Origin of the sequence: Shewanella sp. 10N.286.52.C2 (assembly GCF_002874545.1) — a bacterium.
Taxonomy (GTDB): Bacteria; Pseudomonadota; Gammaproteobacteria; order Enterobacterales; family Shewanellaceae; genus Shewanella.
In genome coordinates, this window is sequence record NZ_MCTV01000017.1 from 69,937 (window position 1) to 83,136 (window position 13,200).

11 protein-coding genes and 1 pseudogene are annotated in these 13,200 nt (G+C 42.3%); all 12 read left to right on the forward strand.

What is annotated here, in order from left to right; genetic code table 11:
* Positions 1-11: 11 nt before the first annotated feature.
* The 12 genes and pseudogenes from zipA to BCU94_RS07895 all read left to right on the forward strand — a co-directional run bounded on the left by zipA (position 12) and on the right by BCU94_RS07895 (position 13,161).
* A complete protein-coding gene (gene zipA / locus BCU94_RS07840; protein WP_102476074.1) occupies positions 12-1,076 on the forward strand; it encodes a cell division protein ZipA in 1,065 nt (354 codons plus the stop codon).
* A 65-nt stretch (positions 1,077-1,141) separates the two neighbouring features.
* The gene (ligA, locus tag BCU94_RS07845; protein ID WP_102440426.1) at positions 1,142-3,148 is read left to right on the forward strand and encodes an NAD-dependent DNA ligase LigA; all 2,007 of its coding nucleotides are present in this window, start codon (positions 1,142-1,144) and stop codon (positions 3,146-3,148) included.
* Positions 3,149-3,297: 149 nt separating this feature from the next.
* Positions 3,298-3,750, forward strand: a pseudogene (locus BCU94_RS07850) (DUF2919 domain-containing protein); the annotation flags it as partial.
* 282 nt (positions 3,751-4,032) lie between these two features.
* Positions 4,033-5,238: an HD-GYP domain-containing protein gene (locus BCU94_RS07855; protein WP_198590866.1), complete on the forward strand. Its 1,206-nt coding sequence runs from the start codon at positions 4,033-4,035 to the stop codon at positions 5,236-5,238.
* Between the two features lie 30 nt (positions 5,239-5,268).
* Entirely contained in the window at positions 5,269-6,090 is an 822-nt protein-coding gene (locus BCU94_RS07860) for an SDR family oxidoreductase (RefSeq protein WP_102476077.1), read from the forward strand.
* A gap of 88 nt (positions 6,091-6,178) precedes the next feature.
* A complete protein-coding gene (locus tag BCU94_RS07865) occupies positions 6,179-6,412 on the forward strand; it encodes an RNA-binding S4 domain-containing protein (RefSeq protein ID WP_102440416.1) in 234 nt (77 codons plus the stop codon).
* Positions 6,413-6,422: 10 nt separating this feature from the next.
* Positions 6,423-6,815, forward strand: coding sequence for a ribonuclease E inhibitor RraB (locus BCU94_RS07870; RefSeq protein WP_102440415.1), 393 nt, complete (start codon positions 6,423-6,425; stop codon positions 6,813-6,815).
* 131 nt (positions 6,816-6,946) lie between these two features.
* The gene (locus BCU94_RS07875; protein WP_102476078.1) at positions 6,947-8,932 is read left to right on the forward strand and encodes an NERD domain-containing protein kinase family protein; all 1,986 of its coding nucleotides are present in this window, start codon (positions 6,947-6,949) and stop codon (positions 8,930-8,932) included.
* Between the two features lie 107 nt (positions 8,933-9,039).
* A complete protein-coding gene (locus tag BCU94_RS07880; protein ID WP_102440413.1) occupies positions 9,040-9,507 on the forward strand; it encodes a GNAT family N-acetyltransferase in 468 nt (155 codons plus the stop codon).
* A 372-nt stretch (positions 9,508-9,879) separates the two neighbouring features.
* A complete protein-coding gene (locus BCU94_RS07885) occupies positions 9,880-10,233 on the forward strand; it encodes a hypothetical protein (protein WP_102440412.1) in 354 nt (117 codons plus the stop codon).
* A 537-nt stretch (positions 10,234-10,770) separates the two neighbouring features.
* Positions 10,771-12,150, forward strand: a complete 1,380-nt coding sequence (locus BCU94_RS07890) for a DASS family sodium-coupled anion symporter (RefSeq protein WP_102440411.1) — start codon at positions 10,771-10,773, stop codon at positions 12,148-12,150.
* 249 nt (positions 12,151-12,399) lie between these two features.
* On the forward strand, positions 12,400-13,161 hold the full coding sequence (locus BCU94_RS07895; RefSeq protein ID WP_102440410.1) for a TSUP family transporter: 762 nt from the start codon (positions 12,400-12,402) through the stop codon (positions 13,159-13,161).
* Positions 13,162-13,200: the final 39 nt, after the last annotated feature.

Consider the following 13,200-nt stretch of genomic DNA (forward strand, 5'->3'; position numbering starts at 1 on the left):
CAGGGTCACCAATGGAAGATTTTCAACTGGTTTTGTCAATACTAGGCGCAATAGCGATTATCGCAGTATTGGTACATGGGTTTTGGTCTATTCGTAAACAACAACCTAAAACGTTAAAAGACAACCCAATGACGGGGTTTTATAAAGGCCAAGCAGAGCAGCGTGACTCACAGGGGTTTGACGCTGATGGTATTGGTGAAGTGAGACGGGTTAAAGCTGACGAGGTCTCAGTTGAGCCTGTTATGAGACAGTCGAAGGTTAGCCCACATTTAAAGCCTAATGTAAGCAGCAGTCAACTTGATAGTGCAGAGCTAGAAATTACTGCAGCGGGTTCAAAAAAGGGCATTGGCCTACAAAACCAATCAGCAGTGAATGTGCAAGCGCCAAGTTACCATCCGGGTAGAAAAGATCCCGTAATGACTACCGCTGCCAAAGAACCAGAGCATATACCAACCCAGCAAGCGCTGTTTGGTGAAGAGTTTAATGATGACTCTAATGAACCTTTGATTGACGACCCTATTGAAAAAGCCCCAGTAACCAAAGCTGAATCTAATGTGAGCTCTGCAAGTGTTCATTCGCCAGAACATCAAACCTTAGCACAAGAGCCGCTCACTCCTGTTGTCGAAACTGCGCCAAAGGCTGAGCCAGTAGAAGAGCCACTTGGCGAGCCGCAAGATGTATTAGTACTGCATGTGGTTGCCCGTGACGGTGAACAATTACAAGGCGCCGAGCTATTACCTTGTTTGTTATCGCTTAACTTTAAATTCGGCGATATGGATATTTTCCATCGTCATCAAGATAATGCCGGTAATGGAAAAGTGCTATTCTCCATGGCTAACATGTTAAAGCCTGGGGTATTTGACCCTGACAATATGGAACAGTTTGCCACTCAAGGTGTGGTGTTATTTATGACATTGCCTTGCCATGGCGATGCGTTAAGAAATTTCTCAATTATGCTTAATTCAGCCCAGCAACTGGCTGATGACTTAGGCGCTGAAGTGTTAGACGACAAGCGTAACGCCTGGACTGATACTAATAAACAAGCATACTTAAGCCGAATTCGAGCCGTTTCTTAAATTTTATTATATTTTACAATGAGGCCGCACTTGCGGCCTTGTTTGCTTTTTAGATGAGTGATTTTATGCAAGACATTAAAACAGAAATACAGCAAATTAGCAGTGAACTACACCGTCATAATATTCTTTATTATGTGGATGATGCGCCGAGTATTCCTGATGCTGAGTATGACCGTTTAATGCAGCGCCTTATCGCGCTTGAAACGGCTCATCCTGAGTTGATTAGCATTGATTCTCCCACCCAAAGAGTTGGCGGCGCGCCACTGGCCAAGTTTGATCAAATTACCCATTTAAAGCCGATGCTCAGTTTAGATAATGCCTTTGAGCAAGCAGACTTTGAAGCCTTTAATAAACGTATTAGTGATAAAGTAGATACGGTCAGTTACTGCTGTGAGCCAAAGCTTGATGGTCTAGCGGTGAGTATTTTATATCGTAATGGCGTATTAGAGCGCGCAGCAACGCGAGGCGATGGCAGCGTAGGTGAAGACATCACAGATAATGTGCGCACCATTAACTCGATTCCGTTAAAGCTTCGGGGTGATGATTTCCCTGAACTGATGGAGGTGCGTGGGGAAGTGATCATGCCTAAAGCAGCATTTGATGCGCTTAATCAGCGTCAACAGGCCAAAGGCGAGAAGACTTTTGTTAACCCACGTAATGCCGCCGCTGGCAGTATTCGTCAATTAGACAGCAAAATCACCGCCACGCGCGCATTAGGCTTTTACGCTTATGCTCTAGGTGTGGTCGAAGGTGAAAGCTCGCCAATGGCACAGAGTCACTTTGGGCAGCTTACCCAATTAAGACAATGGGGCTTACCTGTTAGTCAAGAAGTTAAAGTCTGTGACAGCTTACCTGAAGTGTTTGCTTACTATAGCGATATTATGACGCGCCGCAGCAGTTTATCTTACGAGATAGACGGAGTGGTAATTAAAGTAAATGATATTGCCAAACAAACAACCTTAGGCTTTGTCGCTAGAGCGCCGCGCTGGGCAATAGCCTATAAGTTTCCCGCGCAAGAAGAGATGACGCTACTTGAAGAGGTTGATTTTCAAGTTGGCCGCACCGGTGCGGTGACGCCGGTTGCGCGTTTAAAACCGGTGTTTGTTGGCGGTGTTACTGTATCAAATGCCACGCTTCACAATGCTGATGAAATTGCGCGTTTAGGCGTAAAAGTCGGCGATACGGTGATTATTCGCCGCGCGGGTGATGTTATCCCGCAAATTGTTGCCATTGTGGCTGAAAAGCGCCCTGATGATGCTAAAGAGATTACCTTCCCGACAGCATGCCCAGTGTGTGACAGTTTAGTTGAGCGGCTTGAAGGTGAAGCGGTAGCACGTTGCAGTGGTGGCTTATTTTGTGAAGCCCAGCGTAAAGAAGCCATTAAACATTTTGCCTCTCGCAAAGCATTAAACATCGATGGCATGGGCGACAAAGTGGTTGAGCAACTGATTGATAAAGAATTAGTACAAAGCCCTGCTGAGCTGTTTACCCTTACAGCATCGATGATCACCATGCTAGAACGTATGGCAATGAAGTCGGCGACTAAGCTGGTTGCCGCCATTGATGATGCCAAAACCACTACCTTATCAAGATTTATTTATGGCTTAGGTATTCGTGAAGTTGGTGAAGCCACCGCAGCCAATTTAGCCAGCCATTATAAAACCCTTGATGCCATTAAAGCGGCCAGCATTGATGAGTTAATTGAAGTGGATGATGTCGGCGTGATTGTTGCCAAACATATAGCGCATTTTTTTGCTCAGCCCCATAACCTTGAAGTGATTGATAAGTTAGTCGCTGCGGGTGTAAATTGGCCTGCTCTTGAAGCCGTTGATGAGTCAGCCTTAAGCCTTAAAGGCCAAACCTGGGTATTAACAGGTACCTTAACTCAGTTAAATCGCAACGATGCTAAAGCGCAGTTACAAGCGCTGGGGGCAAAAGTGGCCGGCAGTGTTTCTAAAAACACCGACTGTTTAGTCGCGGGGGAGGCTGCAGGTTCTAAGTTAACCAAAGCCCAAGACTTAGGCGTGAAAGTGATTGATGAACAAGGCTTATTAGATTTGCTAAGTCACTAATTATTAATTAATAAACACTAATCACTAACAATTAGTCGCTTTAAATAATCTTAAAAAGTAGCTACTGGCAATTTATTAATAGCATAAGTTAAGGCTTACCTAGCTTCGAACTAAGCAAGTAAGCCTTTACCTAATAAACTGGATACCCTGTGAATTTTAGCAATATCACTTGGCTTGATGACAAGGGCCATATAAAACCGCCGATATTTTTGTATTTAATGCTGATCTTTCTCGCCCGTGGTTGGTGTGTCTTTATTGCATCGTTAACCCAATTTAACGATCGCACTGGGCTCGTGAGACTATTTTATCCTGAAAAAAGCGATTTTTTACTGGCATTAGCGAGCGGGGTTGGTGCGGTAATTATTTATGGATTAGTGATTGCGGAGCGAAAACGCAGCCCACAGGTATTAAGGCCGCTATTTAATCAGATTAAGTACATTCTATGGCTACTACTGATTGTTGATGCTTTATTACTTAGCCAACGCCTGGTTCACGATCATTTTGTTTTCAAAGTCAGCTTTGCACTTGATGCATTATTTATCTTTTGGTCAGCTATTTATTTATTAAAATCAAAACGATTGCAGCATTATTTTAAAGATTGGCAAAATGAAGCCGATTATATGGCAGTAGAAGCTGAACTTGCCATGGCGAAAGAACAACAAGATGCTCAACTTTATGAGCCAGATGAACAGTCACAAGCCGCGCAGCATACTCAAAAGATTGTCGAGTCAGCCAAACATAATCGAGGCGTGTCTAATAAAGTTATTGCAACAGAAATAACCGACTCGATAAAGGTGAATAAGTAAAACATGTTAAGTCATAGTAGCTGACAGAAATAAAAAACAATACCAGCGGCTGCTATGGCGGTTAAAAAGGATCTTATCTTGGCTAAAGTAGTGGCTAAAACTGAGCCTATCAATATACCGTTATCACAACTGGTGGTCGGTATGACGGTAAAACTGCCGTTATCGTGGTTTAATAATCCGTTTTTTCGTAATAAAGTACTGATTAGCTCCCAAGCAGAAATTGAACTGATTAATAGCTTAGGCATTAACTATGTGACTGTGATTGACGGTCAGCATTTATTTGTTGAGCCCGTTATCAGTCAACCTGTGGTTGCTGCGGAAGTGGCCCCCGCGTTTGATATTAACGCCATAATCAAAAAGTCAGTAAATACAAGTCGAGTTCGCTTCAGTAAAGCCTGCAGTAATCTTCGCCCCGCATATAGTAAAGTCATTAGTGATCCGCCGGTATCACATCGAGAAGCAGTGACAGTCGTGGAGTTACTATTAACCCATTTACATGAAACCAAACAGCCACAAATTGGATTAGTTAACTGTGCTGATAAAGAAATAAACATGGCTCAGCATGGGATCTCGGTTGCTGTGTTATCCATTTTAATGGGGCACAGCCTTGAGTTAGCCCCTGCGCAAATGCGAGATCTTGCGTTAGGCTGTGTGTTTCATGATATTGGCAAATTAAAAATACCTGATGCCATACGTCGCAAACGCATTGATTTAACTAGTCACGAGCGAAACTATATAAAGACCCATCCCAATATCGGCTATGAAATGCTAGATAGAAGTGGTTTATTCCCTAAAGCCATGTTGGATATTGTGCTACATCATCATGAGTATATCGATGGTAGTGGTTACCCCAATAAACTCACCAAAAATCACATTCCTTTATTGACCCAAATCGTGATTCTAGCGAATGACTATACGGTATTGTTAGAAAGCACAGGCTCAGCACAATTGGCATTAGGCACCTTATTTAAAAGCCGTGCTGATAAACATGATAAAGCCTTGATTAGCATACTAGTGAAAACGTTAGGCGTTTTTCCTCCGGGCTCCATTGTTAAATTGTCCGATGGTAGTATCGCCAAGGTAATAATGACATCAACCGCATCTAAGCAGCCCCATGTAGTTAGTTGTTCAGCTCATGGTACTCAGGCCAGTTTTAGATGCTTAATTGATGAAGGGGTAACGATTGTTGAGACGGTAAAACTAGAAGATTTATCAAAAAAACTAGCTAACTTGCTAGAAGTTCACGCCCCTGTATGTTTTTATGTTTGCCATATTAATGATTAATTTTAGCGTTTTTTAACCCGTGGGATTTTCATGAACGGTATTGCAATTATCGGCTGTGGTTGGTTTGGCCTGCCATTAGCGACAAGATTAGTTAAACAAGGTTATCAGGTTAGCGGCACTAAGCGAACCCAAGCCGGTTGTGAGCAGTTATCCTCACTGGGTATTGATGCTTATAAGCTAGATTTAAGTGAGCAAAATATTGAAGCAACACAGCTTGATGGCTTACTTGAAGCCGATGCGTTAATCATTAATATTCCGCCGGGCCTGCGCCGAGGTGAAAGTCATTATCTTGAGCATATTCAAACCTTGGTCAACTTGATTGCACCGCGCCAATATCAGCGGGTGATTTTTATCAGTACCACAGGGGTTTATCCTGCTAAAAATCGCATAATGACCGAAGCGGATGCTGCGGCATATGATGATAAAAGTGCAATATTATTGGCTGCGGAGTCGTTAATTGCTGCAATGGATAATGCTTGTATCGTGCGCTTTGCAGGCTTAATTGGCCCTAAGCGCCATCCGGGTAAGTTTTTTGCTGGTAAAACCGATGTTAGCGGCGCAAATGTCGCGGTTAATTTGGTTCATCTTGATGATTGCATTCAGGCAATAGAGGCCATATTGGCGGCGACGAGCTCAGGGAAAAATGTGTCGAGCTATTACAATTTAACTGCGCCGAGTCATCCTACTCGCGTTGAGTTTTACCAAGCAGCGACTGCTGACTTGGGCTTAGCAGCGCCGCAATTTAATCAAACCCAATTAGCCAGTAAAGTAATAAATGGTAATTTGATTTGCCAACAGCTTAATTTCAACTATATTCATCCCGATCCGCTAAAAATGCTAGCAGCTTGTTAATTGATAACTCGTTAGCGGCGAGATGGTTGGTATTAAGCAGTGATCAGGTATAATGCAACCCATATTTATGATTAAAGGCCAAAATTGAATGAGCAGCCAAGTTGCACAATTCGCACTTTTGAGTGGCGATGAGTTTGTTGAGTTATATAAAGTATTAAAAGTACAAGGTTTAGTCGATGGTGGCGGTGCAGCTAAGCATGTCATCTCTGAAGGCTTAGTCACAGTAAACAACGAAGTTGACACACGTAAGCGTAAAAAGTGTGTCGTTGGTGATGTCATTGAATTTAATGGCGATAAAATTCAAATTGTTGCCACAGCATAAGGATACAAGCATGCAATTCCCTGATGATGACAATGGTAAAATGTTAGCCGCAATGGCTGAGTCTGGTATTGACTTAACTGTAGCACTTGATGTTGATTTCTTTTTGATTTTTGATGATCAACGCGATGCAGAATCAGCATTAGAAGCACTCGCAGCAATGGGCTCAAATGGTGAGTTAGAGCTTAACTTTAGCGAAGAAATCGAAAAGTGGGAGCTGATTGTTTGTTTAAACATGGTGCCAACTTATGATGACTTGGTGGCTAAAGAACTTGAGTTAAACACCTTTGCCCAAGAGTTTGACGGCATGACAGATGGATGGGGCGTAATGCAACATCAAGAAGGTGATGACGAGTTTGCTGATGATGAGCATCAATGTGACGACAACTGCTCACACACCCACTAGTTAGCCTGTTAAAATATTGAAAACAAAAACCACCAATTAGGTGGTTTTTTTGTGTCTTTATATTATAGGATGGAGCCATATGCAGTTAAGGGAAGTTAATATCCCGCAGTATTTATGGAGTCGCATTTTAAATGGCAAGACACATTAGCTTTGGTACCCCAGTCAATGATGCCGAACGTTGGGCATTTTCTCTTTTATCTGACGAACTTCCTGAAGATTATCTCCTTTTAACCAATGTAGAAATTCCTACTCATACTGGCCAAGCAATGGAGGTTGACGCCTTAGTTGTCGGTGAGTTTGGTGTGTATGTGGTTGACGTAAAAGGCTACATTGGTCGCTTAAACGCTGGTTTACATGCTTGGTCACTGGATGGTCGTCATGTGGACAATAGTTTATCAAAAGCCAATTATGTCGCCCGAGTATTAGCGGGTAAATTAAAGAACAAAATTCCTGTGGGCGTTTATGCTCCTTGGTGTCAGGGCATGGTGTTTGTTACAGGGCGTAAAGGCGAAGAAATTCTGGTTGAAAAAGATACCGGTAAACTGAGTATTTATACCCCTGCAAAAATCATCGCCGCGTTAACCAAAGAGTGGGGCTTAACGGCGCCGCATATTCATCCTGTGACCGACACTCAAAAAGAAATGGTATTAGACACCATAGGCCAGGTGGCACTGGTTGAGCAACGTAACAACAAAATTCAAGATTTCATTAAGCTCAAATGTTTATTCCTGCAGCAAGGCTTGGAAGTTTGGCAATCAGAATATAATCCGGGTGGCTGGACCGCGCCATGGCTGCTGAAAATACTGGTGACCAGTGAGTTTGACGACAGTATTGATGCCAATTATCACGAGCAAAAATTGCGTGATGAATTTAAACGGATTCAGTCACTTTCAGGTTGTAGCTGCGTGCCTTTTTGCGCGCCACTTATTCAAGATGGTGAACAGGTGGTCTTGCCCATCAGAATGCCCCGTGGTGTGCCACTGAATATTTTTGATATTGGACAGCAAACCACTTATCAGCTGTTAGAAATTCTGCGCCGCAGTGTCACCGGCTTACAGCAAATCCATCGCCGCGGTTACACCATAGGTGGCTGGGAAGATAATTGTATATTTATCTCAGATGACGCTGACGTTGAATTTATTGATATTAAAGATTCACTTAATACCAGTGAAGATATACAAGCTTATGCCACGGCCTTTTTAGAATTAGCTGAAAAAACCGTACAACCACGTATTTACCAATGGTATCGCGCTGCAGCCAAAGGCAGCACCATTGACCTTGACGCGATTCGTTGTGATTTATCTGCAGTTATCGATTTAGGTGTGTGTGACACTTTACCGCACAAAATCGTTATCGAGCAGGGCGCGGTGGTTGATCATCATTACCGCCTCGATCACTTTATTTCAGCAACGCCTCGCAGCCAGCTATGGCGGGCATTGCATTTACAAGGGAACTTCCCATGCTGCGTCAGTGTTTATCAAGATGTGGATAACCAATGGCACACCCTGAGTAACATGTATCGCAGCCTGGCTAAAATTTATCATCCACATGTTGAGCGTGTGCTGGCATTTGGGCAATTGCCACAGTCGGATGATTTATTCATTGCCAGAGATTGGGTACAAGGGGTCGCGCTAGATGAAGTGGCCACAATACAAGTGGGTCAACCCAGGTTGTGGTTTATTCAACTATTAACAGCACTACAATACTTGCACAGTTTAGATATTCACCATGGGGCCATTTGTCCTAAAAATATCATTTGCCGAGACGGTAAGGCTACCTTAGTAAACTTTGGTATAGGTTCTGATATAGCTGCCAGCCATTACGCTGCGCAATATGCCGATCCGACTATGTGGTCTGTAGAAGGCGATGCTGAAAAAGATTTATATGGCTTGGTCGCAAGTGTTGTCGATGCGATTTCTCCAGAGTCGATTAAACAAGGCAGTGGCGCAGATGCCATGATTAACGCCTTAATGAGCTTTGATAAGCAGTGGCTTGGCGAAGGCTTTTTTGAGGCTTGCTTAAGTATTTTGAAATTTGAATTTCGTATCGTTCCTAACCGCAGTTATGCCGAGCAGTTAGGGCTCGATGAAGTTGAGTATCAAAACTCTGGCTTGTAGTTATCTTGATTTATAGCCCTTCAGGCTTATGTGAAGGATGTTTGCCCCAAAAGCCGGTACAAGCCGTATTGGCTTATATGATTCGAGGATAATGTAAGAGGGATCCCATGATTATTAAACGCATTACTGCTGAACGACTTGATGATGTTTTGCCTCTGTTTAGCCAATATATGCATTTTTACGGGGTTGAGCAAGCCGTGACTGAGTATGCTACCTATTTGCTGGAACGGTTAAATAATCAAGAAGCGTTTATTTTTGGGGCTTACACTGAAGCGGATAAAGCGATTGGTTTCGTGCTTAATTATCAAAGTTTTTCATCCACAGAGCTAGGTAAAGTATTAGTGTTAAATGATCTATTTGTTGAGCCAGACTATCGAAATCAAGGCGCCGCTAATTTACTTATCCGATGCTCTATTGAATTGGCTCGCGGTATTCAAGCCGTAAGGGTTGAGTTAAGCACCGCGAAAGTGAATTTTCCTGCTCAATCTGTCTATGAGAAAATTGGCTTTGTAAAAGATAGCCGCTTTTTTTCGTATAGCTTGTCGGTTAAAGATCATCCTTTGCTAAATGAATAGGCACAAGTGATGTGTAGCTTAGCGTGACTTTATAATTTTCTTGTTGGTTACTTTAACTAGAACGGCACTTCTTGGCTGATAAACTCGAAAAATACAGCGCCCCTATAAAGCCCATCAGTTTTTAGGCATGACACCACTAAAGGCCTTTATGAGTAATGATGTGATTAAAAAACGAATATCGATAGCGATGTTGGCCAATATAAAGCCCATTTAAGCGGCCTATTTGAAGGGTGAATCATCGCCAGTATTCTTATACTACACTTGAGTCATGCAAATTAGCTTGTGGTAGGGTCATATCCTTCATATGGGATTTATTCAATTGCTGTAAGTTGATTAAAATAGCTATAACTTACGATATTGAGGTAACACCTGATGAGCTCTTTTAAAAAAACACTACTCGTTTCAACTTTGAGCATCGCCGCGCTGACAGGTATGGCGCATGCAAGTGATCTATCATGCACTGTTGCTGGTGGTGATGATATCACCATGGCTAATATTGATATTTTACGTTCAAATGAACCTGTGGTTAACATTGATGGCTATAAATCGCCGATCTTAAGTAATATTTATCGCATCGATGCAGTTGATGGCCAGGACATCAGCGAAACACCCACTTACCTTTTATACAATCATTACCCGCTAGCTGATCATAAGTTATATGCCAAGGTTCAAGTGCACGGTGAAGAGGCCGTTACTGGTTACTGCATTGTGACGGGTGAAATCTAAGCTCGCGTTATTGCATCGTATAATCGCATAACGACTAATACTCAGTAAGGCGGATGTGCCTTACTGAGTTTTTATTTTACTTTTTTAACGCCCCTATTGAGCATTCCTGCTGCTAAAAGATCTTTTTTGCTAAGCTAGTTTTACTATTAATAGCCCGTCACCCATCACCCATCACTATTTTATCATTTCTCTAAGCGGCATTTAAAACTACTTATGGTTATTACAGATCACGAAACGCTAATTAACTTTGTCTTATTACAAGTTTATCCTGGGCCAGCTAGATCTATGTCACATTATTTAAACGCTAATAAACATTCAGTTTGAGAGTACTAAATGGCGAATTCCGTCAATTTGAAACTTAATAACCACAATACATCTAGTGTTACTATTGTTGCGCGTCACAACAGTGGCTGGTAATGGGATTCATCTCACGCCGCGCAGGCTTGACTATGTAATCAAGCAACCAAAAACAATGCTTTATCTTACCTATTACTCTGTTTACATTGTTGTCATTAAAAAATAAGGGAGAACGCTTTAATGGAAAACTGCCCAACAAAGTCGACGACAACCAAAAACAATAAAACTGACTTCATCATCTTGTTTGGCAACATTGCCTTGTTTGCCTTGCTATATCATTTATTACCCTTTGAACAAGGGGTCAATACCGGTCTATCGCTACTTATTTTTGCAGCTATTCTATGGTTAACCGAAGCGATTCATATCAGTATTACCGCCATTTTAATTCCGATATTAGCGGTGTTTTTGGGGGTGTTTGATACTTCCACCGCCATGAGTAATTTTGCTAACCCGATTATCTTCTTATTCTTTGGTGGTTTTGTGTTGGCGGCGGCGCTAAATCATCAGGGCATTGACCGCTTAATTGCGCAAAAGGTGTTGCTGCTGTCTCAAGGTAAGTTGAGTATTGCTTGTATGTTACTGTTTTTAGTGACCGCAGTGCTGTCGATGTGGATCAGTAATACGGCAACAGCCGCAATGATGCTGCCACTAGCCTTGGGTATTTTGCATCAACTGGATTTTAAACAGTACCGTAAAACCTATTTGTTCGTGCTACTGGGAATCGCGTATTCTGCCAACATTGGTGGAATTGGTACCCTAGTGGGCAGTCCGCCTAATGCCATTGCTGCGGCACAAGTGGGCTTAAGCTTTAGTGATTGGCTCGAGTTTGGTTTAATCACTGTGGCTATTATGTTACCAAGCATGTTAATCGCGCTTTATCTATTTTTAAAACCTGATTTATCGACTGTGTGTGAGATAAAAACAGAAAATGTAAAAATGACCGTTAGTGCAAAATTAACCCTGATTATATTTTTAGCTACAGTTTGTGGTTGGATATTCAGTAAACCATTAGCCCAAGCACTTGGTGGGATCAGTAAGTTTGATACCATTGTTGCTTTAGGTGCGGTAGTTGTGCTTGCCAGCCTTAAATTAGTGGACTGGAAAAAAATCGAATCGACCACGGACTGGGGAGTACTTATCCTGTTCGGCGGTGGCCTCACGTTAAGTGCAGTGTTAAAAGCCACAGGCACCAGTGTGTTTCTAGCCCACTTTGTGACAGATATTTTTGGCGATGCCCACATGGCGCTATTTATGATTGCAGTGATTACCTTTGTGGTGTTATTAACTGAGTTTGCCAGTAACACGGCTAGTGCAGCATTGCTGGTGCCAGTTTTTGCTGCAATTGCTGAGCCCTTAGGTTTATCGCCAGTGATGATTTCAGTAGTGATTGGTATTGCAGCTTCTTGCGCCTTTATGTTGCCTGTCGCCACCCCGCCTAATGCCATTGTCTTTGGCTCAGGTTATATCAAGCAATCTGAAATGATGCGTGCAGGTATGATTATTAACTTCATAAGTATGTTGGTGCTGTTTTTAATCACCAACTTGTTCTGGGGCTTTTAATTGCACTGTTAATCGCAGTTAAAAAGCGCAATCACTTTACTCACTAATAAAAAGGTAACTTAGGTTACCTTTTTGCGTTTTTTAGCCGATATCTGTCAACAATTATTAAATGTTCACAGGCTCTGTGTTATTAAAAATAGCGACGTAAACGTTTGGATAAACTAAGGCACAATCTAATGCAGATAGCTTTTGAATTTTGCCATTAAAGCAGGTCTAATAGCGTATTATTTTGATTTATAGACCTATCTAATGTTCGAGTTAACCCTACAAATTGCTGTTATATTATTTTTCGTCGCCATATTGGCGGGTTTTATTGATGCCATTGCCGGTGGTGGCGGTTTACTCACTATTCCTGCATTGATGTGGGCGGGTTTACCGCCAGCTGCGGCTTTAGGTACTAATAAGCTGCAAGCTTGTGGCGGCAGCTTTTTTGCTAGCTTGTACTTTATTCGCAAAGGCATGGTTGACTTAAAACAAGCACGCTTATCCATTGTGTGCGCGTTTATTGGCGCTGCAGTGGGCACCATTATTGTACAAATGATTGATGTCACCGTATTAGAACTGGTATTACCATTTCTTATCCTCGCCATTGGCTGTTATTTTTTGTTTTCTAAAAAAATCTCAGAAGAAGATAAACAACAAGTGCTGACACCTGCCATGTTTGCTTTTACTGCCGCTCTTGGGGTGGGGTTTTATGATGGATTTTTTGGACCCGGAACCGGCAGTTTCTTTGCTTTAGCCTTTGTGTCACTGGCAGGTTACGGACTGGCTAAAGCCACCGCCCATGCCAAAGTGCTTAACTTTGCTACTAATGTGTCATCGTTAATCTTTTTTATGATTGGCGGCCAAGTGGCGGTTTTATTAGGGCTTATTATGTTAGTCGGGCAAGCTATCGGCGCAACTTTTGGCTCACGCTTAGTGATGACCAAAGGGGTAAAAATTATTAAACCGCTGGTGATCACCATGGCATTTTTAATGAGCTTTAAATTATTGTGGGCGCAGTACGGGTAAGTGACTTATATCTCCAGACTAATTAAGCGTTTTATGACA

Excerpts from the sequence above, each read along its gene's own strand:
- zipA (WP_102476074.1), top strand. The coding sequence starts at position 12 with ATGGAAGATTTTCAACTGGTTTTGTCAATACTAGGCGCAATAGCGATT.
- ligA (WP_102440426.1), top strand. The coding sequence starts at position 1,142 with ATGCAAGACATTAAAACAGAAATACAGCAAATTAGCAGTGAACTACAC.
- BCU94_RS07860 (WP_102476077.1), top strand. The coding sequence starts at position 5,269 with ATGAACGGTATTGCAATTATCGGCTGTGGTTGGTTTGGCCTGCCATTA.
- BCU94_RS07865 (WP_102440416.1), top strand. The coding sequence starts at position 6,179 with ATGAGCAGCCAAGTTGCACAATTCGCACTTTTGAGTGGCGATGAGTTT.
- BCU94_RS07870 (WP_102440415.1), top strand. The coding sequence starts at position 6,423 with ATGCAATTCCCTGATGATGACAATGGTAAAATGTTAGCCGCAATGGCT.
- BCU94_RS07875 (WP_102476078.1), top strand. The coding sequence starts at position 6,947 with ATGGCAAGACACATTAGCTTTGGTACCCCAGTCAATGATGCCGAACGT.
- BCU94_RS07880 (WP_102440413.1), top strand. The coding sequence starts at position 9,040 with ATGATTATTAAACGCATTACTGCTGAACGACTTGATGATGTTTTGCCT.
- BCU94_RS07885 (WP_102440412.1), top strand. The coding sequence starts at position 9,880 with ATGAGCTCTTTTAAAAAAACACTACTCGTTTCAACTTTGAGCATCGCC.
- BCU94_RS07890 (WP_102440411.1), top strand. The coding sequence starts at position 10,771 with ATGGAAAACTGCCCAACAAAGTCGACGACAACCAAAAACAATAAAACT.
- BCU94_RS07895 (WP_102440410.1), top strand. The coding sequence starts at position 12,400 with ATGTTCGAGTTAACCCTACAAATTGCTGTTATATTATTTTTCGTCGCC.